Raw genomic sequence first — 23,097 nt, forward strand, 5'->3', positions numbered from 1 at the left:
GATCCCCTCATGTCGCTGAACGATCAGCCCGCTGGCCCCGCTAGCCCGGATCAGGAAGAGATCCTGCGGTTACGGGCCGAAGTTGCCCGTCTCCAGCAGGAACGGGACGCTGCCCGCCAGGCCCCCCCGAGGCCGTCCGTGCGGCATCCTGGGCTGGCCCGACGCATTGTGGCAATCGTGCTGGTGGTTCTCACTGGCTTGTTGGCCTTCGCGACAGTTCCGGCCCTTTACCTGCGCAGCGAAGTCATCGACACCGACCGCTACGTGGCCACTGTCGCACCGCTGGCCTCGGACCCTGCGATCCAGGCCGAAATCGCCGACAAGGTCACCCAACAGATCACCGACGCCGTGGATTTCCAGACCATCACGCGGGATGCCCTGAGCGAGCTCGCAAAAACGGCGCCCCGCGTGGCGGCCGTGCTCACCGGGCTGGCCCCGATGCTTGCGGAACAGACCAAATCGCTGATCCATACCGCCGTGGCCAGATTCGTGGCGACACCGCAGTTCCAGGATCTTTGGATCCAGGTGAACCGGGTCGCGCACCAGGGGCTGGTTAACCTTGCCACGGGAAGCACGGGAGGCACCGTCAGTATTGACGAGAACGGCACGGTGTCGATTTCCACGAAAGAGATCATCGCCCGGGTCAAGACCCTACTTGTCCAGCAGGGGGTGGACATCGCCTCGAGGATCCCGGAAGTGGACGCGCAGATCGCCCTGTTCCAGTCTCCTGAACTGGTCCGTGCCACGGAAACCATCCGGACCCTGGACCGGCTCGGCCCAATCCTGGCGTGGCTGACGGTGCTCAGCGCCGTGGATGCCATTGCTGTTGCCCCCCGGGGCCGGAGACGGAGCACGACGAGCGGCGTGGGGTTGGCCGTGGCGGTGTCAATGGCCGTGCTGGCGCTGGCCCTCGTGATCGGGCGGAACTACGTCCTGGACTCGATTCCGTCGAGTGCGGTCTCCCCCGCCGCGGCCGAAAGCCTGGTCGAGGCACTCCTGGTACCGCTGCGCACCAGCCTGCGCCTTGTCTTCGTCGTCGGACTGTTGATTGCCCTGGCAGCTTTTCTGGGCGGCCACTCGCGTCCCGCGGAGTATGTCCGGCACGGCCTGGCGACTGCGGGCGACTACATCACCGGCAAGATCGGCGGTGGCCAGGCGAAGCCATGGCAGCTCTGGTTGGCCCGCTACCGGCGGATCATCGAAGCCACCGTCGTCGGCATCGCTGTGCTGGTGCTGATCTTTTGGCAGGACCCGACGGCGGCAGTCGCCATCTGGACGGCCGTGCTGGCCGTGCTGGTCATTCTCGTGGTCGAACTGCTGTGCCGGCCGGCCGTAGCCGGCGTGCCAGCGCCCGAGCCCGGCGCCGAGCCGGGCGGTGAGTCCGCCGTCGAGCCTGACGGTGAGTCCAGTGTCGAGTCCGGCGGTGAGTCCGTCACTGCCGGCGGCCCTCCCGATGACACGTATCCCAAGACTCCCATTCCCCGGGCGACCGACGCCGGAGGGACCGGCGGGTGACGGATTGTCGGGACCGGACAGCCAGTTGGCGCCGGACCAGCCGGCGCTAACTGGGCAGCCGCCGCCGCAGCCGCCGAGACTAAGCGAATCTAGGGGGCGGTCGGCGAGAATGGGAAGAGGTCCTCCCCGGCGCCGTGCACCACCACGCAGGTAGCCTCGGGCACTTCCCGCCAGGCCCCGCGGAGGTCCCCCAGCGGTTCGGAGACAACCAGGCGCGCGTTGTCCGCCAGGTCATGAAGCAACGGGTTCTCCGGGTACTGGACGCGAAGGGTCGCGACGTCGGTGCTGTGGAACAGCGACCGGGACTGCCGTTCACTCGAGTAGCGGAACGCCCAGGTGGTGTCGCCGTCGGTAGTGGCCACTGTCATCTGGAGCGGCTGCTCGATCCCGTGGCGCCGGCCGACGTCTTCAATTAGTCCAACCGCGGAAGCCACGGCCGCCCTCGGGTCCTGCTCCAGCCCGAAGGTCAGGGCCAGGAAAAAGAAGAGCTCTGAGTCCGTGGCTCCCTCGATCAGCGGAAAGAGCGATGGCTCAACGGCCATGGCCAAGTCGCGCTTCACGGTCGGGAAATCCCTGATGAGTCCGTTGTGCATCCATAGCCAGCTGCCGTGGCGGAATGGATGGCAGTTCGTCTGTTGGACTGCCGAGCCGGTCGAGGCTCGAATGTGCGCGAAAACCCGGCCGGCCGACGCCTGGGCGGACAGCTCGCGGAGGTTGCGGTCATTCCAGGCCGGCTCCGTGCTGTGGAACAAGCCGGGATACGGCGCGTTTCCGTACCAGCCCACGCCGAAGCCGTCCCCGTTGGTGGTTTCAACGCCCATTCGAGCGTGCTTGCTCTGCATCACGAGCGAGTTGGTGGGTTTGTACAGCAGCTCCTCCAGTTGCACCGGCGAACCCGAATACGCTAGCCAACGGCACATGGCATCCTCCCTCAGTTGTGGACAGCAGTCCATCACGGCGACGGAGCGGGCACATCATCACCCCGGGGTGATTCGGGCCGCGGGGTGGGAGGTCATCGGTCCCACCCGTGTTCGATAGTTCCGACCTCGCGTCCCCGCTGGTCAGCGGCGACGACATCGCGTCCCCGCTGGTCAGCGGCGCGCCCGGCCCGGACAGCAGCGCGAAAGGATCACCCGCGGCGGGTGACGCGCATGCGGGCCCCTCACCCAACACTGGTGGTACCTGCCAGTGATTGGGCTGCCAGGCGAAAGCCCATGGAGAGGTGAGTCCAATGTCGAAACCACAACCAGTCCTCGCGCGAATGTCCGCGCTCGGGGCGGCGGTCGCGCTGCTCGCCGGCTGCGCCACCTCGGGACCCAGCAGCAGCCCCAGCGCGAGCCCAACGGCGAGCGTTTCACCGGTTTGCGCTGCCGCCACTGACCTTTCAGCAGCCCTGACGAATTTCAAGGACACCATCAAGCCAGGCGCCACGATCGGCCAGATCCAGGCGGCCCGGGATCAAGTTCGGAAGAGCTACGACGATCTGGTCAACGCGGCCAGTGACGCGGCCAAGGATCGGGTGGATGCCGTCAAAGCTGCCCAACAGAAGTTCACCTCCGCGGTGAACTCCGTTCCCGACGACGCCACCCTGACGCAGGCGGCCAACTCGCTCAAGGACGAAGCCGCCAACGTGCAGGCCGCCATCAGCGATCTCTCGAATGACGCCAAGTGCTAGTCCGGGTCTGCCGGGATATCCGCGGTGAATCCCATTCCCATCCAAGGCTGCGTTCATAGGCAGCGCCGCACCACGTGAAAGTAGGGAAGCCAAATGAATTTCTTCGAGAACTTTTGGGACATTTTCTGGTGGCTGTTCATCTTCTACGCGATCTTCGCCTTCCTGTATGCAGTGTTCATGGTGATCGGAGACCTATTCCGCGACAGCGAGCTCAGCGGCTGGTGGAAGGCCGTCTGGATCGTCCTCCTGGTCTTCATTCCATTCCTGACTGTGCTGGCATACATGATTGCCCGCGGCAAGGGCATGGCGGAGCGGTCCATGGCCCGGGCCCGCAAGTCCCAGCAGGAAACCGATGCCTATATCCGCAGTGTCGCCACCGCGAGCCCCACCGAGGAGATCGCCAAAGCCAAGGCGCTCATGGACGCGGGAACCATCAGCGCGGAGGAGTTTGCCCAGATCAAGAGCAAGATTGTCGTCTGACTCCGGGCTGACACGCGAGGAGCAGGCCTGGCCAACTCGCTATTCATGGGGCCATGAAGGCTTCTAAGATACGGCTAGGCTGAACCAAGGAGGGCTCATGGAGCCGGAACCATCGGAATCCAATCCACGTTCGGCCCTCCCCCGCACCTTAATCATCCTGCTCGCCCTGGCCAGCGCGACGATTGCAGCGTTCGGCCTCGGCGCGATCCAGGGAATAGTCACCCCCGTCTTTTTTGCCTTCGTGCTGACGCTTTGTGTCCATCCGCTGCGCCGCTGGATGCAGGCACGGGGAATTTCCCGGGGCATCGCCACCGGGACCACAATCGCGGCTGTCTTCGGATTATTGACCGCCTTCGCCGCAGTCCTGATTGCCTCGCTCGCCCAGTTCTCCGCGCTGCTGCCGCAGTACGCCCCCCAAATGGCCGAGATCGGCGCCAGCATCTCCGCGCTGCTGGAATCTGTTGGATTTGGCTCGGAGCAAGCCCAGGAAGTCCTGAACGGGTTTACGCCGGGCCGCATCATCGGGTTCCTGGGCGGCCTCCTGGGAAACGTCGCGAGCCTGGTGACCAGCCTCGTGATCATCCTGACGATGCTCATTCTCATGGCGGTGGACGGCTCCCGCGTGCCGGCACTGTTGATCCATCTGAACTACCACCGTCCGGCACTGGTTTCAGCGCTCAACGGCTTCGGCACCAGCGTACGCCGCTACATGGTCGCCACCACGGTCCTCGGAATAGCGCAGGGCTTGTTTAACTGGCTGGTTCTGGTCATCCTGCAGATCCCGGGCGCCCTGCTTTGGGGGCTGCTGTCTTTCATCTGCAGCTTCATTCCCAACATCGGGTATTTCATCGCCATCATCCCGCCCTTGTTCTTCGGCTACCTCACCGGGGGCTGGCCGACCGTCGTGGCCGTCATCATCATCTATGGCGGGATCAACAGCATCATCCAGTCGATCATCCAGCCGAAATACGTGGGCAACGCCGTGTCGCTGAGTGAGACGTTGACCTTCTTCTCCGTCCTCTTCTGGGCGGTGGTCCTGGGCCCTGTCGGCGCCGTCCTCGCCGTCCCCCTGACGCTGTTGTTCCGGACCATCCTGCTCGATTCCGACCCCTCGCTGTCATGGTGGCGGCCGTTGACGGGCGACAAGACGGACCTCGAGGTGCTCATCAAGGAAGAAGACAAGGCGATTCGCGCCCGCCGCGGACGACTGAAAACGGGCCGCCCGGACACCGGAAGCGGGCCGAAGGCATGACATGCCATCGGGGTGCTGCCGGGGGCCGGTGAGGGCCGCATGCTGAGCACGTTCAGCAGCCTGGCCTTCTTCGCCCTGGCCGGGGCGATCAGTACCGTGCCTGTCAGCGTGACAATCCTGATTCTGCTCTCGCCGGATCCACGCCGCGGCGCCCTTCCCTTCCTGACCGGCAGCCTTGCGGGTTCGATAGTGGTCGTGGGGCTGTCGGCGGTCGGGCTGCAATTCTTGCCCGTCAGGCCGCCGCGCCTGCATAAGGATGAATGGGTGGCCCAGATTGCCATTGTGACCGGTGCGCTTCTGATTGCGTACGCCGTGTACCTCTTCGTGAGCAAGGGCGGCCGGGACAACGCCATGCTTGGCAACATGAAGTCGCGGTTCCGCGCCGCCCGGCCCTGGGAGTTCCTCGTCCTGGGACTGGGCTTGAACCTTCGTCCGAAGGCAATCCTGCTGGCCGTCACCGCCGGCGCAGTGATCAGTGTCCAGGAACTGCCGCCGCTGCCAGGTAGCCTGCTCGTCCTCGCCTACGCCGCCGTCGTCCAGTCAGCAGTCATCATTCCGGTCGCTGTGTGGCTGCGCTCCCCCGAACGGGCCCAAGTGCCTTTGACCGCCCTTTTCAACTGGCTGCAGCGCCATGGCCGCAGGATTGCGGCGATCGCCACGCTGGCGATTGGGATTTTCCTCGTCGGCTACAGCCTTCTCCAGCTCTGATCGGGCTGCCCCGAAACCACATTCGCAGCGGTGAACCCCTCAATCCAGGAACGCGCCGTCACCGGCCCCGGCGGGCTTGGGATCGGGAATCCGCACCATCCGGAAAGAGATGATGAGGCCAGCGAGACTGGCGAGAATCGGAATGAGCAGACCAATCTGGAGGGAGATGGGCCGGGCCTCCGTGTTGATCCGGATGATCTCGTCCTGGATCGCCGGAGGCTGGCCGGCGAGGAGTTCGGCAAGCGCGGTGTTGCTGAGGACCTGTGCGTCTTCTTCAAGTACCTGTGCGACCTGCTGCTGCTCGGCGGGCGGCAGCACGGTGCTGGATTCCGCCATGGAAGTGAAGATGATCGAGAGGGACGCGAGCATGATGGCCCCGGCGAAGGCGAGTCCGAACGACAGGCCGAACGAGCCCGCTGCCGAGTTCACGCCGGCGGCCTCGCTGACGCGTTCGTCCGAGATCGGGGACAACGTGTAGTTGTTCAGCTGCGATACCAGCAGCCCCAGACCGCAACCCGCGATGACCAGCGGGATCAGGAGCCACCAGCCGGAGTCCGCGCGGGGCACCACCGGAAGGATCGCGACCAGCCCAAGCATCAGGAGGATGAAGCCCCACCTGATGATGCTCGCCGGGCGGCGAGACCCTGCTCTCTTGCCGGCGAGCACGGCGACCGCGAACATGCTGAGCGAGAGGGGTGATATGGACAATCCCGCCTGCATGGCGTTGTATTCCAGGACCATCTGGAGGTAGATGGGCAGCACGATCATGGTGCCGCCCAGGGCCACCTGCTGCATCATTTGCTCCGTGGCGCCAAGGCGGAAGGCATTCAAACGGAACAGCCCCGGGTCCAGGAGGGTCGCCTTCTTGAGGCGCTCGCGCCGCACGAGCCAAAAGAAAAGGCCGCACAGTCCGGCCACGCCGATGATGATGAGGGCGGCCACGGACTCGCCGCCCTCCTGCCAGACCAGGATGCCGAGGACGACGCCGCCCATGCCCACGACGGACAGGACCGATCCAACGACGTCGAACTCCCGGGGTCCCGTGTACGGCACGTCGTGGACGAGTTTGATTCCGGACAACACGATCGCGATGATGACGGCTTCGAGCAGGAAGGCGACACGCCAGGAGAGAAAAGTGGTGATGAACCCGCCAAGCAGGGGCCCGACGGCGGCGGCGATCGCCGCAGATGCCCCGACGAAGGCATAGACCCGCTTCCGGTCGGCTCCGTCGAAGTTGCCATGGATCAGGGACTGCATGGCCGGCAGGAGGAGCGATGCGCCCAGGCCGCCGATCAGTGCCCAGAAAATGAGGATCGGCACAATGCTCTGGGCCAGCGTCATCGCGATGGCGCCAACGGCGTAAGCGCAAAGACCCAGGATGTAGGCGCGTTTGCGCCCGATCAGGTCGCCCACTTTGCCGCCGATCAGGATGAATGCGGCGGACACGAGCGCTTCGAGCGCGATGGTCGCTTGGAGGTCGCTTACCGTGCTGTCAATGTCGTTGACAACCGCGGAGATCGAGACGTTCATGATCGACGTGTCGACAACGAGCACGAACATCGCCATCGCCAGCAGCAGCGCCAGCCTTTGGTTGAACTGCACCGGCTGGGCCCCGGCGTCGTTCGGAGAGCTCATCGCGGGCCACCTCCCGCACTTGTTGGCTTGCTCGGGTCCACCGCGCAACCGGACATGTCGCCTCCTCTGGAGCAGAACGGGCAGTTCATGCATGAGCGTGATCCTGCAGGCACATCCCACCAGCGCCCACCGCAAAGCGACGCTGATGCAAAGCTAGCTGTCCGGACTCGCGACCGAATCATGCCCAGCGGGTGAGGTTGCTGCCCCCCCTTCCGCCGGGGACGAGGCGGGGCTGCGCTCCGGTCCTGCCCGGGATGGCCTAACGTAGAAGGCTGCCCGGGATTCGTTGCCGGACAGAATTTCACCGCCCACCGCCATAGCCTGACGCCCGGAGGAAATCCCAGATGCTGGAACAACTGGTGGCCTTTGTGCTGACCTGCCTGGTCGTGGTGGTGGTGCCCGGACCTGACTTTGCGCTTGTCCTCAGGAATGCGCCCCGCGGCACCCGGGCGGCAACCACAGCCGCCGCCGGCATCATGGTTGGCAACACGATCCTTGCCGCACTGGCGGTGCTCGGTGTCACGGCGCTGCTGGGCGCCTCGGAAGTAGTTGGGACGGGGATCAGAATTGCCGGGGCCGCGTACCTGCTCTACCTGGGCCTGCGCGCCTTCGCTGAGGCGTTCGCCAGGAAACCCAAGCCCAGCCAACCCCCGGCACTGGCAGCAGGACGCCAACCCGGCGGGGCCTCGCCCTTCGTGCAGGGGATGGTGAGCAACTTGCTCAACCCGAAAGTCGCCGTCTTCTACTTGTCGCTGTTCCCGCAATTCAATGTCGCCCCGTTGCCGCCCCTCGCCCAGCATGCACTAATGGCCGGCATCTTCCTGCTGATCGCGTTGGCCTGGTACGTGCTGCTGCTCAGCGCGCTCAAGAAGGTCACCGGCGTCCTCGCCCGGCCCCGGACCAGCCGGATCGTCGTCGGGAGTTCAGGCGCGGTCCTGGTCGGGGTTGGCGGCACCATCCTGACGCAGACGCTGGCGTCCGCATAGCTGCCCGAGGAGCCCCCGCCCGGCGTTCCCGGGTGCCTGGACTCGGGATCAACCCCGGGGCGTTGATAAGCGCCCCACGGGGCGGGATGATCAGCACATGCCCGGTAACCGTCACCGAAGGAGCCCGACCGTGAGCGCCGCAACCACGACAACCGAGAAGCTGATCATCGTCGGGTCCGGCCCTGCGGGCTACACCGCGGCGATCTACGCCGCCCGTGCCGGGCTCAAACCGCTCGTCATCGCCGGCGCGGTCACGGCCGGCGGCGCCCTCATGAACACCACCGAGGTGGAAAACTTCCCCGGCTTCCCGGGCGGCATCCAAGGCCCCGAGCTGATGGACGGCCTGCAGCAGCAGGCCGAAAAGTTTGGCGCGCAGGTGGTGTTCGACGACGTCACCGAGGTCCGGCTCGCCGGGCACCTGAAGCGTGTGGTCACCGGCGCCGGGGAGACCCATGAAGCCCCCGCCGTCATCCTCGCCACGGGCTCGGCGTACAAGGAACTGGGCCTGCCGGAGGAAAAGAAGTTCAGCGGCCACGGACTGTCCTGGTGCGCCACCTGCGACGGCTTCTTCTTCCGCGACCAGGACATCATCGTGGTCGGCGGCGGCGACTCGGCCATGGAGGAGGCTACGTTCCTGACCCGCTTCGGCAAATCAGTGACCGTGGTGGTCCGGAAGGGCGAACTGCGCGCCTCCCGGATCATGGCCCAGCGGGCCAAGGACAACCCCAAGATCAGGTTCGCCTGGAACTCCGCCGTCACCGCGATCCACGGCAACGGCAAGGTCACCGGCGTCACCCTGACCGACACCCGCACCGGAGAAACCCGGAAGCAGACCGCCACGGGCATCTTCGTCGCAATCGGGCACGTGCCCCGGACCGAACTCCTGGCCGGCCAGGTGGACCTCGATGCCGACGGTTACATCCAGGTCGACTCCCCCACCACGGTCACCAACCTGACCGGGGTCTTCGCCTGCGGCGACGCCGTGGACCACCGCTACCGCCAGGCCATCACCGCCGCCGGCACCGGCTGCGCCGCGGCCCTGGACGCCGAACGCTTCCTGTCCGCGCTCGACGACGCAGACAGCATCGCCACCGCGCTGGTGGAAGAACCCACGCACTCCTAGGCTCCCACGCCTGAAGCAGCCCTCCGCACGGCGTTCCCAGGCACCGCCCGGTCCCGCGGCGCTTACGGCTCGGTCGCCGCGGTGTCTGTTGCGGAAACTGGCCGGGCCACAGGCTCAGCCGGCGGTGCAAGCGGCCCGCCCGCCGGGTTCGCCTCAAGCTGGTCGGCATCGACGGCTGCAAGGTTGCGGATCAGGATGATGAGCCAGGCGAAGATCAGCGACGCCGCGATGAGCTCCACCGCGGTCAGGTTGTAGTAGCCCACCGGGAACCACAGCACCGCGGCGACGACGATGACCGCCAGGAAGAGCCACCCGAGCGCGGCGAAGGTCGCCGGGACGGACGGAACCAGCGTGCGGATGCGGACAATGAGGGACGCGAAGATCACCACCATGCCGGAAGCGACCAGGGTGTGGAGCCCGAAGCGCTCATCGACCGGGAACAATCCCACGCAGGCGAGGAATACGCCGATGAGGGCGATCCCGCCCTCGAGCAGCCGCACCCGATGCAGTGCCTCCGGGGACTTCGCAGTCGCCGCGAGGGTCGCCGTCGCATAGCCCGCCAGCGTGGAGATGACGACGCCGGCGACGATCAGGGTGAAGTTGAACGCCACCCCAGAGACATCGGAGCTCATGCCGAGGGCGCTAAGGTTCTCCTGCCACCACAGCGGGTTCTCCGCAGTGAGCATGCTCGTGAGCAGGCCGGTGACCAGGAAGCCGGCGAGGAGGGCTGCGAGCCGGTAGGCGGTCATGCTGAGCGCGGACAGGTAGGCGATGTAGGCGCTGATGGCTCCCGCGGTGCCGACAAGGACTGCGGCCGCGAAGGGATAGACGACTGCACCGATAAACGCCTGCTGGAACAGCGAAAAGAGCGCCAGCCAGCCGAGCAGGTAAATGCAGGCGTGGGCCAGCGCGAGTGCGGCGATGTCGATGGACGTGCGGATCCGGCCTCCACCGCGGGCCTCCGGTGTGAGAGCCGGACGACGTTGCAGGCAACCGGCCACCACCGCCCCGGCGCCCACCACTGCCGTGCCGATCGCCGCAATGTCGCCGACCGAACCCCGTCCGGACAACGGGACCGGTTCCCGCCCGGTCAGCAGGAGTGCGAGCCCGCCCAGGACGAGAAAGGCGGCGCTGCCAATGAAGAGCGCCCGCGACTCTGACGTGACGGCTGCTGGCTTGTTCGGGTCTACCATCACTCACTTCGATTCGCTGGCGTTGACGGGTCGTGCAGTTCCGCCGTCAGCGGCAGTGCCTTTTGCTTCAGCAATGGGCTCGGGACACATCCGCTTCCGGAATCTGCGCATCCCGGGCGCTCGCACACCGGCGGTACTCCAACGCTAGGGCCGCGGCGGTGCGGGGCCGTCACCCAGAACGGATGAACCCACGCCCGATGAACCCGCGCCCGATGAACCCACGCCCGATGAACCTGCGCCGCGGGCCGTGCGGGACCGACTTCGCCGGACCGCCGCACGGCCCGGGCGGGTCACCGGCCCGCATGCGGAACGATCAGCACGGGCCTGGCCTGCAGGCGGGTCAGGGACACGCCGACCGACCCCTCCAGGAGCCGGCCCATCCGGGCAATCCGCCCCGGCCGCTGCCCGCCGACTATCAGCGCAGCCGCGTCCGCGCTTTGCGCCAGCCGGCCCAGGGCATGGGCCACGTCCCCGTTCAGCACCCGGAAGGACCAGGCCCCGCCGGGAGGGCCGAGGATGCGCTCGAGGCCGCTGAGCACCTGCGAGCTTGGGTATTCGGCTTCGACATTCGGGGCAGGATCCAGTGAGGTGGCATCCAGGACTCCGGCGGGCTCCCACTCCGTGAGATAGCTCGCCGGGTCCACGAACGCGCAGATCAAGTGCGCCCCCAAGATTGCGGCCAGCCCGGCGGCGGTGCGTACCAGCTGCTCTTCGAATTCCCACGGAACGCCGAGAACCAGCGGGCCGTCCGGCCACTGGCCGGCCCCGCCCTGCTCAAAATCACCGGGAGTTTCCATGGGTCCTGTCAGTCGAGGCCCCGCACGTGCAGGCGTCTAGTCCCTGAGGGTGCAGAGGGAATCCACGACTTCATTATGCCTACTCCCGGCCTAGTGCGTATTAGCTCGCGGCGGCGGACGTCAGAGCCTGCAGCAGCGGCGTCGTCGGCCGTCCGATCAGCCGGGACAGCTCGCCCGTGACCGTGGCCAGCAGGCCCGCCTCGGTGTCCGTGTCCAGGGCGGCGAGGAATCCCGCGGTGCCCTCGTCGAGGCCGGCAGCGGTCAGGACCTTGACCAGTTCCGGTGCCGAGACGGGCTGGTAGACAACTTCCCTGCCCACGATCCGGGTGATCGCCGTCGCCAGTTCCTTGAAGTTCCAGGCGTCGTCGCCGGAGAGTTCGTATGTGCGGCCCTCGTGCCCGGCGGAGCTGAGCACCGCCGCGGCCGCGGCCGCGTAGTCGGCCCGCGTGGCACTGGCCACCCGGCCGTCACCGGCAGCGGCCACGACGGCGCCCGTCTGCCTGGCTGTTTCCACGGTCTGGGCGTAGTTTTCGGTGTACCAGCCGTTGCGCAGGATGGTGTTGTCGAGTCCCGACGCCCGGATGAGCTCCTCCGTTGCCTTGTGCTCGGGCGCCAGGATCAGCTCGGTGGTATCCGCGGCCAGCACGGATGTGTAGGCGATGAACCCGACGCCGGCGGCCTTGGCCGCGTCGATGACGTTGCCGTGCTGCGCCACCCGGGAGCCCACTTCGCTGCCGGAGACCAGCAGGAGCTTGTCGACGCCCCTCAGGGCAACCTCAAGCGCCGCGGGATCGGAATAGTCCGCGACGCGCACCTGGACGCCACGGGCAGCCAGTTCCCCGGCTTTCGCGGCGTCGCGCACGATAGCCACGAGCGAATCCGGTTCCTGGCTGGTGAGCAGTTCATCGAGGACCAGCCGGCCCAGCTGTCCTGTGGCACCCGTTACTGCAATGGTCATGTTGCGCTCCTCATCAGTGGTCAAGTCCACGTCACGTCCTGGTCCGCCGGCGGTCCGGCGCTGGCGGGCATAACCGGACCCCGGTCCGGTTCATTCCCCGTGTTACGTCGTGCGACCGCTACGTCAGGGTCCACGAGCGCTTGGACAGCCCGAACCAGAAGCCGTCGATCGCCGTCTTGGCCTGGATGTCTCCCGCGCCGTATGCCGCCCCGAGGGCAACATAAAGCGGCGCCCAGTGCTCACTGCGGGGGTGAGCCTCGCGGGCGGCGGGTGCCTTGTTCAGGAAGTCGAGGATGGAGTCGACGTCGCCGCGGGCCATGGCTTCCTCGGCCCAGTGGTCGAATTCACTGGAGGCTGCGGGCGGGGCGGTGTCCGGCCCCCCGGCGGGATTGAACCAGCGCAGGTTGTGGGTGGTGAATCCCGACCCGACGATCAGCGTGCCCCGGTCGCGCAGGGGCCCCAGCGACATGCCGAGGTCAAACAATCCCTGCGGATCAAGCGTCGGCATGGACATCTGCACCACCGGAACGTCGGCGTCGGGGTACATCTCCTTGAGCGGAACGTAGGCGCCATGGTCCAGCCCGCGGCTTTCATCGCGCTGCACGTGGTGGCCGTGGCCGGCGACGAGCTTCTCCACTTCGGCAGCCAGCTCTGGTGCCTGCGGGGCGTCGTAGGCCACCTCGTAGTACTTCTGCGCGAAGCCGCCGAAGTCGTAGACCAGGCCGGGATCCCGCCCGGTGGCACTGAGTGTCACGGGGGCGTTCTCCCAGTGGGCGGAGACCATAAGGATGTCCCGGGGCTTGCCGAAGGTGCCGGACCAGTCGTGGAGTTCGCGGGTCCACGTCGAGTCGTCGGCCAGCGGCGGCGCGCCATGGCTGAGGAAGAGAACCGGGGGGCGGTCAGTGGTCTGAGTCATGGCACCATCGTAGTTCTTTTTGATTGAAGCTTCAAGTTTATTGTCAGAACGAGGGCTTGTTAGAACGAGGGCACGGTGAACCCGAGCCCCAGAAGGCCCCGGCCCGCTTGCTCGAGAACCGGGTCCCTCGTCAGCGCCGCATGGTTCATCAGGACATTGACGTCGCGCTGGATCCGCTGCAGCGGATGCGCCAGCCGGTGGACACTCCCGCCGGATCCCAGCATGACCAGGCGAACGGCCTCGGCCGACGCCTCGCCACTCAGGGCGAGGGACAGCCGGTACTGCGCGCGGTCCGGCTCTGTCATGGTCGAAGCCCCGCGCGCATGGGCGGCGGAGACCACCCGGACCGCTTCCTGCCAATGCAGCCGCGCGGTGGCGACCAGCCCGTAGGCGTGGGCATACCGGACTTGCGCGAGCGGCGAGTCCGCCTGGCGGTTCTCCACGGTGTGTTTGACCTTGCGGACCATGATCAGCTCGCGGAACAGTTCGAGCGCGTATTCGGCAGACCCCAGGGCGGCGGCGGGAGCCACCATGTTCAGCAGCGCGCCCATGGGGGTGTGGATCAGCGGATCCGCATGGAGCCGGCTCCCCGGATTGTCTTCCCCGGCCAGGAGTTCCCAGTCCAGTGTTCGATGCTCCGGGATGAACAGGTCCGCCGCCTGAATGTCATTGCTCCCGGTGCCCCGCAGGCCGGCCGTCTGCCACACGTCGAGGAGCTCGACGTCGGCCAGCGGCACCAGGCACTGCAGGCGCACGTCGCCGTGCTGCGCGGCGAGCAAGGCCCATTGGGCATGCATGACCCCGGAGGCAAAGGTCCACCTGCCCGAGATGGAGTAGCCTCCAGGCACTTTCCTGGCCAGTCCCGGCGGGGCCCCGGTAGCGGCCGCCAAGGGAGCCGGCCCGTTCGCGAAGACCTCGTCCTGTGCCTTCTGGGGCCACCGCGCGAGCATCCAGACATGTTCGATCAGATGACCGGCGCTCCACGCCGTGGAGGCGCACCCCCGGGCGAGGCGGCGCACCACCTCCACGTAGGTTTCCAGCCCCATGCCGAATCCGCCGACTCCTTTCGGGGAGAGCATGTGGAAGACTTCGGCCGCGTGCAGCTCCGCCATGGTGGCGTCCGGAATGCGCCGGAGCTCCTCGGTTTCCGCGGCCCGCTCGCGCAGGCCGGCCACGAGCCCCTGGGCCCGGGTGAGCATGTCGTCATGGGTCGGGACGGCCGTGGCTCCCGGCGCGCCGGCGACGGGTCCGGCGTCGGACGGGAGCACGAGCGTGTGGCCGGTATGGTCGCGTTTTGCGGCCAGGTACCGGAGGTTGGCCGCCGACGCATGGACGCCGGTGGCGATCTGCCCGGAGACCTCGAGGCCGAGGCCGGTCAGCTGGGCTGCCTTGTCCGGGTTGTTGCTGAGCAGTCGCAGCGTGCCGGCACCCATTGCCTCCAGCATCTGGGCCGCCGCCGTGTAGTCCCGCTCATCCTCGCCGTGGCCCAGGGCCAGGTTCGCCGCGTAGGTGTCCAGGCCGCCATCCTGCAGGGCGTAGGCGTCAAGCTTCGAATACAGGCCGATGCCGCGGCCCTCCTGGCGGAGGTAGAGCAGGAAGCCTCCCTCGGCGGCAATCCGCTCCACGGCCTCCCGCAACTGCGGGCCACAGTCGCAGCGCTGGCTCCCGAATACGTCGCCGGTGAGGCACTCGCTGTGCAGCCGCACCAGGGGTCCCGCGCCGCCACGCGCCGCACCGTGCAGCACCCGCTCCCACTCGCCGAGGGCCAGCAGCAGGTGCTCCTTCCCGTCGGCGAGCCCGCTGAAGGTCAGCACCTCGGCCGCGGCCTCGAATCCGTCCGGGAAACGCAGCGGCACCAAGACGCGGCTGCGCACCGCAGCCGAAGGTGCCGCGGCCTTGGTAGTTGCAGTGGATTCTGGCGCAAGGGTCATCTCGGGTCCTCAGGTATTGGGCAACAAGTGCAGGCGCTGGCCGGCGCGGAATCCCCCGGCAAGGCGGCAACGAGTCACGCGGTCTTGCCGGCCTACGTTTACTTGAAGCTTAAAGTTATCGGCCGGGCGGCTGGCATGCAAGCCATGACCCCGCATGACGGCCGGGCGGGCGAGTCGGCGCCCACCCTTACGGAGAGGCCGCGGGGCAGTGCCATCATGAGGGCGTGACTATCCCGAAAACCATCCTGTTGTTCGTCCTCGCCGCCGTTGCTGAAATCGGTGGGGCGTGGCTCGTCTGGCAGTCCGTCCGCGAGGGCCGGGCCTGGTGGTGGGCCGGGCTGGGGGTCGTGGCGCTGGGCATCTACGGTTTCGCCGCGACGCTGCAGCCGGATGCTCATTTCGGGCGTATTCTCGCCGCGTACGGCGGCGTTTTCGTGGCCGGTTCCCTGGCCTGGGGCATGATCTTCGACGGCTTCCGCCCTGACCGGTGGGACGTCCTGGGTTCGGTCATCTGCCTGCTCGGGGTCGCCGTCATCATGTTCGCGCCCCGCGAGGCCGGATGACCGCTGCTGCACCAAGGAAAGGATCCAGAAACCATGACCCGATTCGTGATTGGCCCGGACGTGGCCCTTCATCTCGCCCTGGACGGGGCGGCGGTTGCAGATGAGCACCAGCTGGTGGCGCCGACGCTCCTCCGCTCGCAGCTGCTTGCGCTCCTGTACCAGTCAGTCCGGCGCGGCGACGTGACCCAAGCCGATGCCGGTCGTCAACTCGACTACGTCCGGGGCCTTCGCATCCGGCTCCTCGGCGACCGCGTCCTGCAACGCCACGCGTGGAGCCTCGCCGAGCAACTTGGCTGGGATGACACCTTCGACGCCGAATACGTGGCCCTGGCCCGGCTTCAGGCAGACGCCCTTGTGACGCTCGACGCCGGGCTCGCCCGGGCCGTGGAGGGCCTCGTGACGCTCGCGGCACCCCAGGCGCTGCTCGCCCCGGCTTAGGGCGGCGGCTGCCACCTACTGCCCGGCGGTGCGTTCGAGCACCTGGCCGAGGATCCGCGCGCCTTCCCGGAAAGCCCCCGGATTGGGTCCGGCGAAGTTCAGTCGAATGAACGGTCCGGCGGGTTCGGCCGGGAACCACTCGCTGCCGGCCGCGATGATGACCCCCGCGGCCTCGCAGTCCCCGACGAACTGGTCGACGTCGGTCCCGTCAGGAAGGCGGGCCCAGAGATTGAGCCCGCCCGTGGGCACGTGCTCAACGTGGGCCAGCGGGGCAAGTTCCCGCAGGCTGCTGAGCATGAGATCACGGCGGGATTGGAGCTGCAGCCGCAGTCCGCGCAGGTGCGTCTGCCATCCCGGCTGCGTCACGACGTCGAGGGCGGCCGCCTGGAGCACGCCGCTGACGTACATGGACTCGGCGCCCCGGTCGGCCAGGATGCGATCACGTGCCGGGCCGCGGGCGATCACCGCGGCAATGCGGATGGCCGGGGACACGCTCTTGGTCAGGGAGCGGAGATAGACGACATGGCCGGAATCGTCGAGGCTGGCAACGGGCACGGACTCGGTGGTGATGCCGAAATCATGGGCCCAGTCATCCTCCACCAGGAACGCACCGTATTCGCGCACCACGTCGAGCACCTGCTCGCGCCGGCGGGCGGGCCATCGCGCGCCGGTGGGATTCGCATAGTTCGGCTGCGCGTAGAACAGCCGCGCGCCTGTCTCGTCAAAAGCGCGGGCCAGGTCCTCGGGGTCAGGGCCTTCGGGACCGCTGGGTACCGGAACAACCCGGACCCCGGACTGCGCCGCGGCCTGGATCGCCCCCCAGTAGGTCGGGGATTCCACCAGCAGCGGCTGCCCGCTGCCGACCAGCGCCCGGAACACGGAACTGAGCCCGCCCTGGCTCCCCGGGAGCACGATCACGTCGCGCGGCATTGGCGGGGTGACGCCGGCCGGCGTGGAAGCCCGGAGCTCGTGCGCGAACCAGGACTGCAGGTCGGGCAGGCCCGCGGCAGGCGGACGCGACAGGGCAGCCTCACCCCGGGCAGCCCGGGTCAGGGCGGCCCTCACCAGCCGCTCGGGCAGCAGTTCCCGGTCCGGATAGCCTGAATGGAAGGCGATGACGTCGTTCGGGGCGCTGCGCATTGCAGTGGAGACGGGGCGGAGGGGCGCCCGAGGCGATCCCAGCGCCGCCGTCTGCCAGCCGTAGTCCGCCGGCCGGGCTGTCCGAACGGCCCGTACGAACGTCCCGACGCCGGGGCGGCTCTCGATCAGCCCTTGCGCGGAGAGGGTCCGCAGGACCTTTTGCACGGTCACGGGACTGGCCTGGTACTCGGCGACCAGGGACCGGGTGGAAGGCAGCCGGGCGCCAGGCGCGGCGGCGGCGATCCATTCCCGGAGCTTCGCCGCCATGAGTGAAGTGCTATCGTAGGACATGAAAGACAATAGTAGCGCTACTCTCCAAATTGATGACCCGTTATCGTCCCGGCCGGCCACTGGACTGTGGTGGGGACTGGTCGGCGTCGCCGCCTTTTCCTTCACGCTGCCGTTCACCCGGGTGGCGGTTGCGGGGTTGTCTCCTTTGTTCATCGGGTCGGGCCGGGCTGTTGTGGCGACCGTTCTCGCCGCGTTCGCCCTCGCTTTGACCCGGCAGCGCCTGCCCCGGGGCGTCCAGTGGGCGCGCGTTGCAGTGGTCGCCGGCGGAGTGGTGGTCGGATTCCCGCTGCTGACTTCTTTCGCCCTCACCTCCGTTCCCGCCAGCCACGGCGCGGTTGTTATTGCCCTGCTCCCCGCGGCGACCGCAACCATGGCGGTGATTCGCGGCCACGAACGGCCGTCCAAGACTTTCTGGATAATCACCGGAGCCGGCGCGGTTGCGGCATTCGGTTTCGCCGCCGCGCAGTCCGGCGGCACCGGAGACCTGCAGCCGGCCGACCTGCTGCTGTTCGGCGCCGTCGTGTCCGCTGCGATCGGCTACGCCGAAGGCGGCCTGCTGGCCCGCGAACTCGGCTCGTGGCAGACCGTCTCCTGGGCCCTCGTTCTCGCCTCTCCCCTCATGGTGGCCATAGCGGCGTTCTCCGTGGCCGGCCAGCCTCCTTCCGCTACTCCCGTGCAGTGGGCGGCCTTCGCGTACCTGGGCGTGGTGAGCATGTTTTTCGGCTTCTTCGCCTGGTACCGCGGCCTGGCCATTGGTCCCATGGCGCAGGTCAGCCAGATCCAGCTCGTCCAGCCAGTCTTGAGCATCGGCTGGGCCGCGCTCATACTGGGCGAAGACTTGACCTGGGCGACCATCATCGGCGGCACCGCGGTCATTCTCTGCGCCGGACTGGCCGTCCGGTCCCGGCCACGTGCGGCGAGGACGACGGCGGGAAACATGGCGGAAGTGAAGGACAACGCGAAGGACGACACCGTGACAGTGAAACAACCCGGCTGACCTGTCACCTGCCCCGCCCCCGAAGGCGCCCAGCCCCAGACCAATCCACAATCCGAATGGAAGTTCCGTGTACATCCCCGCACATTTCGCCGCCACCCCCGATTCTGTCCGGCATCTGCTCACACGCCCGTCCGCGGCCAACCTGGTGACCGCCACCGCGAAGGGCATGCTTGCCACGCTGCTGCCCTTTGTCTTCGAGCCCTCGGCCGGTGAACACGGCGCGCTGCACGGGCACCTGGCCCGCAACAACCCCCAATGGTCTGAACCCGCCCTCGGCGAATCGCTCGCCATCATCCAGGGCGCGGATGCCTACATCTCGCCGCGGTGGTACGCGTCCAAGGCAGAGCACGGACGCGTGGTGCCGACCTGGAACTACTCCACGGCCCACGTATACGGCACCCTGGTCATCCACGACGATCCCGCCTGGCTGGCCAGCCATGTGAGGCGGCTGAGCAACCACAACGAGGCCGGCTCCGAACGGCCCTGGACCGTCGAGGATGCCCCGGAGCGCTACATTGCCGGCCAGCTGCGCGCGATCGTCGGCGTCGAACTTCTCATCACGCGGATCGAGGCGAAGTACAAACTCAGCCAGAACCGGCCCGACGCCGATGTTGACGGTGTGGTCGCCGGGCTGCGTGACCGCGGTGACCTCGAAAGCGCCAACGACGTCGAGAACGCGCGGGCACGGGCCGCGGAACAGATGCGATGCACGCACTCCGACAACACCCCGGCCGGTCCTGCTTCATGATCCTGGCCCGGCCGGGCCTGTAATCCGACCGGCCCCCGTGGACCCGGCTGCAGCTGACGGCTGGCGGACTAGGGCGGATAGACCAACACAGGAGCCTTGTGCTTCTGCGCTCCCGGGTCCTTACTGGTGGGAGGAGCGCGGGCCACCGCCCGCCAGGGCCGCCCACCGTGGAGGGCCGGTCCCCCGTTCAAGGGCCTGAGCGGCACGCACTCCGGCTCTCTCGGATTCAGGAGGATGGACATGTTCGCTCGCGTCAGCACCTACCAGCCCGGCCCGGACAGCTCGGGGGCACCATCAGAGGACACCGTCAACCGGGTGCTCCAGCTTCCGGGATGCCTGGGCATCTATTACCTGCTGGGGAAGGACAAGAAGTCACTGTCGATCACGCTGTGGGAGGACGAGCAGGCCCTCGCCGGCAGCCAGGAGGCCGCAGCCAAGATCCGCACCGAGACCAGCGCCGAGCAGCACATGCAAATCCTGGGCGTGGAGGAATTCGAAGTGCTGACCAGGCAGCTCAAGGATTGAACGTCAGGACGGGCCGAAGCCAGGGGCCAGGGAGGACCGGCGGAAGTCGGTCTGCCACACGTCCGTGTCCTGTCCCTCCGCGTCCGTGAGGACGTAATCGGGCCAGCGGTCAAACGCGGAACAGGGATGGGATATCCCGAAATCCACCGTGTCGGTGACATCCAGACCGGTCACCCCGGTGAGCACCGCGTGATGGTCGAAGAGATTGCGCACCGCGGCGGTTGCGCCGGGCTTGAGGGCTCCCTCCGCGGTCCGGACCGAGAGGACGTTGGGCAGTCCGGCGTCGTAGGGAAGGTCCCGTTTGCCGGCACCGACGACGGCCATCCCGTCTTCGGGGGTGGACAGGACCGTCGCGCGAACGGACAGCGCCGGAATGAGTCCCGGAACGGGGCTGACGGCGGCATAGGTGCCGTGGTCGTGGGTGACGTAGCACCCTGAGCGGAGGATAGTCCGCGTCCCGGGCACCTGGCCGCGGCCGGGAAGGAACTCCACCACGCGGTCCGGGAACGCAGACCCACCCATGGAGTAGATGGGAGTGGCGGTCTCAAAGAACTCCGCCGCGTCCAGATAGACGTCCCGCACCAGCCGGCAGTGCCGGTCAACCGCTGCGACCGTTTCCTCAGAGCGGCTGTTCGGCGCGACACCTTCGTACCCGGCAACACCCACCAGCCTCAGTCCCGGCGTGGCCCGGACCAGCCCGGCCAGGCGCAGCCCCTCGGACAGGCTGCGGATGCCAGTGCGCCCGCCGGGGGTTCCGACGTCGATCAGCACCTCCAGGTCGGCCGCCGCGCCTTCGAAGACCTCGGCCGCCACCTTCACGCCCGCTGCCGAATCGACGAAGCAGCGGATTTCCCGGGCAGGATCCTCTTGAAGCCAGGCACGGACACGAGTCAGTCCGAACGTGTCGACAATCTCGTTGGCGACGAGGACGTGCTGATGACCCCAGCGCAGTGCCGAGGCGACTTGATCCACGGTGGCGACGGTGACGCCGACCGCGCCGGCAGCCAGCTGCCGCTCGATGATCGGTGCCGACATCGTCGTCTTGACATGAGGAGCGAGCTCGACGCCCCGCTCCAGGCACCACGCCGCCATTATGCCGATGTTGTTCTCGAGCGCAGCGCTATTGAGCCGCAGTTGCGGATACGCCGGCGCCGTGACGGACGTTGCCGCCAAGTCCGCATCGGTTCCGTCCGATCGTCCGCTCAGCCTGCTCACACGTATCCCCTGTTCTTCGGTCCAAATGCTGCCTCGACTCCGCCAAATCTACTGGAGTGACGTGCCTCTGGCGGAACTGGCCGGGGCCGCCTATACGTCCAGCGCCGGGTTCCGGTCGAAGAAACCGGCCGGCTTGAGCCAGAACGCGACAGTGTCCACCGGCATGACCGGCCACTCCTCCGGCCGCGGGATGTGGTGAATGCCGAAGACGTACCAAAGGACGACGTCGGTGTTTTCCACGGACCGCCCCTGCCGCACCCATTCGGGCATGCCCAGCCCGCCGGCGCCCTGGTTCACGAACTCGCCCGCCGGCCAGCGTTCCTTGGCATCATTGGGTGTCACCCATACTGTGTGCCCAATGACCTCCGCGCGCTGGAAGACCGGCGACGCCGGGTCAAAGAATGACGGGAAAGCTGCGCCGGGCACCAACTTGTACGACACCGGGGTCCCGAGTCCGTTGACCGAGTTGTCGTTCGTCACCGTCCAGGCCCGCTGGGTCTCCCAGGAATAGTCGTCGTGCCCCTCGGCGGTGATGGGGGTCTTGTTTTGATGCAGTGCGAGCCCGTACGGATTGTCCGGACCCATCGGGACCATCGCGGTTTCCGAGCGGTAAACCGTGTTTGCCGTTCCGTCGATGTCCAGGTCGAGCCGGGCCACGAGGAAGTGCTGGTGGAAGGGTGCGTAGGTCCGGTTGTCCACCAGCGTTCCGCTCGGATGCTGCTGGCCCTCGCCGAAATGGCTGACCACCATGATTCCAGTAGCCCTTACCTCGCACTCAATGTTCCCGTCCTGGTAGAAGCGCCAGTAGACCAGGTATTCGTAGTTGGCCACGGTGACATGGAACGAAATCACCAGTCGACGCATACGGCGCACTTCCATGCCGCCGTCGTGGTCGATGTGCTTCCACAACACCGCTGCGTCCTCCTCGTGGACGCAGATGGCGTTCCTGATGGTGTAGGGCTCCCCCGCAGAATTGTGCATGACGGCATCCAAATACCGGATTTCCCCGAGGCAGTCGCAGCCCAGTTCCAGCGACGTCGTCATGAATCCCAGACCCCATTCGCCGACGTCGAACGCGGTGCGCCTGTAGTGGTCATCACCGGGATCCCGGTAGGGAACGGCCATCTCGGCGAAGGACAGGCGGTTCGCGATCGGCCGTTCGCGGCCGCCGTCGCGATAGCTGACCCGGTGGATGGTCAGGCCTTCGCGGTAGTTGAACCCGATGCGCATGGACCAGTTCTGCCAGCTGATCCTGTTGCCGTCCATCTGAAAGGAAACGCCCTCGGGCTGGACAATGTCCAGCGGCTTCAGGGGTTCACGGGCGCTTGCGTCGCGGAGCCGGTCCGGGATCAGCGCCGGGACATATTCGCCCATGATTTCGGGACGGTCGACCGCAAAGGTGTCCTCGATGTCCAGCAGCTCCATGGAAGCCAGGTCAATGACGCAGTGGAACCCGTTGACCGGCCCAGCATAGGGGTTGGCGCCCGGGCGGGCACGGACCCACGTATCGGACCAGCCGATCCGGCGGCCCTGGTACCTCTCCGGGATCAGTGACAGGCCATAGGTCCACACGTCCATAAAGACCAGGGACAGATCAGTGATGCCGCGCTTGGCAAGCGCAGCGATCACCTGCGGGTGGCTGCGCAGTGCTGCGTCAGCTTCTTCCCACTCGTCCACGGTCATGTTCGCCTGAACGCCAGCGATATGGGTGAAAGAGATGACAACCCCGCGGGTCAGCGACAGCCGCGCCTGGTAGGTCTTGTTTGAGGACCGCTCAAAGCAGTTCACGCCGACAATCCGTTCCGGAGTCGGCGCGTCCGCATCGGCTTCGAAGGCCACGACGGCAGCCTTTTCCGGTTCGATCAGCTCGATGGCCGCAAGCCGCCACGCTGGAAACGCGACGCCCTGTGCGCTGGCGAGAAGGGCCGCCGCTGCACGGAACTCGTCCTCGCTCAGCGGATCCAGTGGATGAAACGGGGCGGACCTTCTCACTGTGCTCTCCTTCTCCGAG

General features: G+C 67.1%; 22 protein-coding genes. 12 read left to right on the forward strand and 10 right to left on the reverse strand.

Annotated elements, in window-relative coordinates:
* Window positions 1–183: 183 nt before the first annotated feature.
* Window positions 184–1,515 carry a hypothetical protein gene (locus C560_RS20840; RefSeq protein ID WP_197026075.1) on the forward strand — a complete coding sequence of 444 codons (1,332 nt, stop codon included), beginning with the start codon at window positions 184–186 and terminating at the stop codon, window positions 1,513–1,515.
* Window positions 1,516–1,604: 89 nt separating this feature from the next.
* Here C560_RS20840 and C560_RS0100655 read toward each other — a convergent pair whose 3' ends face one another.
* Complete coding sequence (locus C560_RS0100655; protein ID WP_026536728.1) at window positions 1,605–2,435, reverse strand: class II glutamine amidotransferase; 831 nt, start codon at window positions 2,433–2,435, stop codon at window positions 1,605–1,607.
* Window positions 2,436–2,746: 311 nt separating this feature from the next.
* Here C560_RS0100655 and C560_RS0100660 point away from each other — a divergent pair, with 311 nt between their 5' ends.
* From C560_RS0100660 to C560_RS0100675, 4 genes are all read left to right on the forward strand, one after another.
* Window positions 2,747–3,190: a hypothetical protein gene (locus tag C560_RS0100660; RefSeq protein ID WP_155846715.1), complete on the forward strand. Its 444-nt coding sequence runs from the start codon at window positions 2,747–2,749 to the stop codon at window positions 3,188–3,190.
* Between the two features lie 93 nt (window positions 3,191–3,283).
* Window positions 3,284–3,670: an SHOCT domain-containing protein gene (locus C560_RS0100665; protein WP_026536729.1), complete on the forward strand. Its 387-nt coding sequence runs from the start codon at window positions 3,284–3,286 to the stop codon at window positions 3,668–3,670.
* A 97-nt stretch (window positions 3,671–3,767) separates the two neighbouring features.
* Window positions 3,768–4,922: an AI-2E family transporter gene (locus C560_RS20845; RefSeq protein WP_043422225.1), complete on the forward strand. Its 1,155-nt coding sequence runs from the start codon at window positions 3,768–3,770 to the stop codon at window positions 4,920–4,922.
* A gap of 39 nt (window positions 4,923–4,961) precedes the next feature.
* Window positions 4,962–5,630, forward strand: a complete 669-nt coding sequence (locus C560_RS0100675; RefSeq protein WP_155855692.1) for a GAP family protein — start codon at window positions 4,962–4,964, stop codon at window positions 5,628–5,630.
* A 39-nt stretch (window positions 5,631–5,669) separates the two neighbouring features.
* On the opposite strand, the gene C560_RS0100680 is transcribed toward C560_RS0100675, so the two are convergent.
* Window positions 5,670–7,265, reverse strand: coding sequence for an MFS transporter (locus C560_RS0100680; RefSeq protein ID WP_026536731.1), 1,596 nt, complete (start codon window positions 7,263–7,265; stop codon window positions 5,670–5,672).
* Window positions 7,266–7,609: 344 nt separating this feature from the next.
* Here C560_RS0100680 and C560_RS20850 point away from each other — a divergent pair, with 344 nt between their 5' ends.
* Both C560_RS20850 and trxB read left to right on the forward strand, forming a co-directional pair.
* Window positions 7,610–8,251, forward strand: a complete 642-nt coding sequence (locus C560_RS20850) for a LysE family translocator (RefSeq protein ID WP_051532919.1) — start codon at window positions 7,610–7,612, stop codon at window positions 8,249–8,251.
* Between the two features lie 130 nt (window positions 8,252–8,381).
* Window positions 8,382–9,374 (forward strand): thioredoxin-disulfide reductase, encoded by a 993-nt coding sequence (gene trxB, locus C560_RS0100690; protein WP_026536732.1) that lies wholly within the window; start codon window positions 8,382–8,384, stop codon window positions 9,372–9,374.
* A gap of 62 nt (window positions 9,375–9,436) precedes the next feature.
* Here trxB and C560_RS20855 read toward each other — a convergent pair whose 3' ends face one another.
* The 5 genes from C560_RS20855 to ribA all read right to left on the reverse strand — a co-directional run bounded on the left by C560_RS20855 (window position 9,437) and on the right by ribA (window position 15,169).
* Entirely contained in the window at window positions 9,437–10,570 is a 1,134-nt protein-coding gene (locus tag C560_RS20855; protein ID WP_155855693.1) for a hypothetical protein, read from the reverse strand.
* 287 nt (window positions 10,571–10,857) lie between these two features.
* Window positions 10,858–11,364 carry a universal stress protein gene (locus C560_RS0100700; protein WP_043422226.1) on the reverse strand — a complete coding sequence of 169 codons (507 nt, stop codon included), beginning with the start codon at window positions 11,362–11,364 and terminating at the stop codon, window positions 10,858–10,860.
* A gap of 100 nt (window positions 11,365–11,464) precedes the next feature.
* Entirely contained in the window at window positions 11,465–12,322 is an 858-nt protein-coding gene (locus C560_RS0100705; protein ID WP_026536734.1) for an SDR family oxidoreductase, read from the reverse strand.
* Between the two features lie 118 nt (window positions 12,323–12,440).
* Entirely contained in the window at window positions 12,441–13,238 is a 798-nt protein-coding gene (locus C560_RS0100710; protein ID WP_026536735.1) for a dioxygenase family protein, read from the reverse strand.
* A 59-nt stretch (window positions 13,239–13,297) separates the two neighbouring features.
* A complete protein-coding gene (ribA, locus tag C560_RS23920; protein WP_026536736.1) occupies window positions 13,298–15,169 on the reverse strand; it encodes a GTP cyclohydrolase II RibA in 1,872 nt (623 codons plus the stop codon).
* A 224-nt stretch (window positions 15,170–15,393) separates the two neighbouring features.
* Between ribA and C560_RS0100725 the strand changes: the two genes are divergently transcribed.
* Both C560_RS0100725 and C560_RS0100730 read left to right on the forward strand, forming a co-directional pair.
* Complete coding sequence (locus tag C560_RS0100725; protein WP_026266298.1) at window positions 15,394–15,732, forward strand: YnfA family protein; 339 nt, start codon at window positions 15,394–15,396, stop codon at window positions 15,730–15,732.
* Between the two features lie 33 nt (window positions 15,733–15,765).
* On the forward strand, window positions 15,766–16,170 hold the full coding sequence (locus C560_RS0100730) for a type II toxin-antitoxin system VapC family toxin (RefSeq protein WP_026536738.1): 405 nt from the start codon (window positions 15,766–15,768) through the stop codon (window positions 16,168–16,170).
* Between the two features lie 15 nt (window positions 16,171–16,185).
* On the opposite strand, the gene C560_RS0100735 is transcribed toward C560_RS0100730, so the two are convergent.
* Complete coding sequence (locus C560_RS0100735) at window positions 16,186–17,601, reverse strand: aminotransferase-like domain-containing protein (RefSeq protein ID WP_026536739.1); 1,416 nt, start codon at window positions 17,599–17,601, stop codon at window positions 16,186–16,188.
* Between C560_RS0100735 and C560_RS20860 the strand changes: the two genes are divergently transcribed.
* The 3 genes from C560_RS20860 to C560_RS0100750 all read left to right on the forward strand — a co-directional run bounded on the left by C560_RS20860 (window position 17,600) and on the right by C560_RS0100750 (window position 19,871).
* Complete coding sequence (locus C560_RS20860; protein ID WP_051532922.1) at window positions 17,600–18,598, forward strand: DMT family transporter; 999 nt, start codon at window positions 17,600–17,602, stop codon at window positions 18,596–18,598. The genes C560_RS0100735 and C560_RS20860 overlap by 2 nt on opposite strands.
* Before the next feature lie 67 nt (window positions 18,599–18,665).
* Window positions 18,666–19,346, forward strand: coding sequence for an FMN-binding negative transcriptional regulator (locus C560_RS0100745; RefSeq protein ID WP_026536740.1), 681 nt, complete (start codon window positions 18,666–18,668; stop codon window positions 19,344–19,346).
* Between the two features lie 240 nt (window positions 19,347–19,586).
* On the forward strand, window positions 19,587–19,871 hold the full coding sequence (locus tag C560_RS0100750) for a hypothetical protein (RefSeq protein WP_043422227.1): 285 nt from the start codon (window positions 19,587–19,589) through the stop codon (window positions 19,869–19,871).
* A 3-nt stretch (window positions 19,872–19,874) separates the two neighbouring features.
* Here the strand turns inward: C560_RS0100750 and C560_RS0100755 are convergent, their stop codons facing one another.
* Entirely contained in the window at window positions 19,875–21,086 is a 1,212-nt protein-coding gene (locus C560_RS0100755; protein ID WP_026536742.1) for an alanine racemase, read from the reverse strand.
* A 90-nt stretch (window positions 21,087–21,176) separates the two neighbouring features.
* Window positions 21,177–23,078, reverse strand: coding sequence for a primary-amine oxidase (locus C560_RS0100760; protein ID WP_026536743.1), 1,902 nt, complete (start codon window positions 23,076–23,078; stop codon window positions 21,177–21,179).
* Window positions 23,079–23,097 lie beyond the last annotated feature (19 nt).

The sequence above is a fragment of the Arthrobacter sp. 9MFCol3.1 genome (assembly GCF_000620385.1).
In the GTDB taxonomy this organism is placed as follows: Bacteria; Actinomycetota; Actinomycetes; order Actinomycetales; family Micrococcaceae; genus Arthrobacter.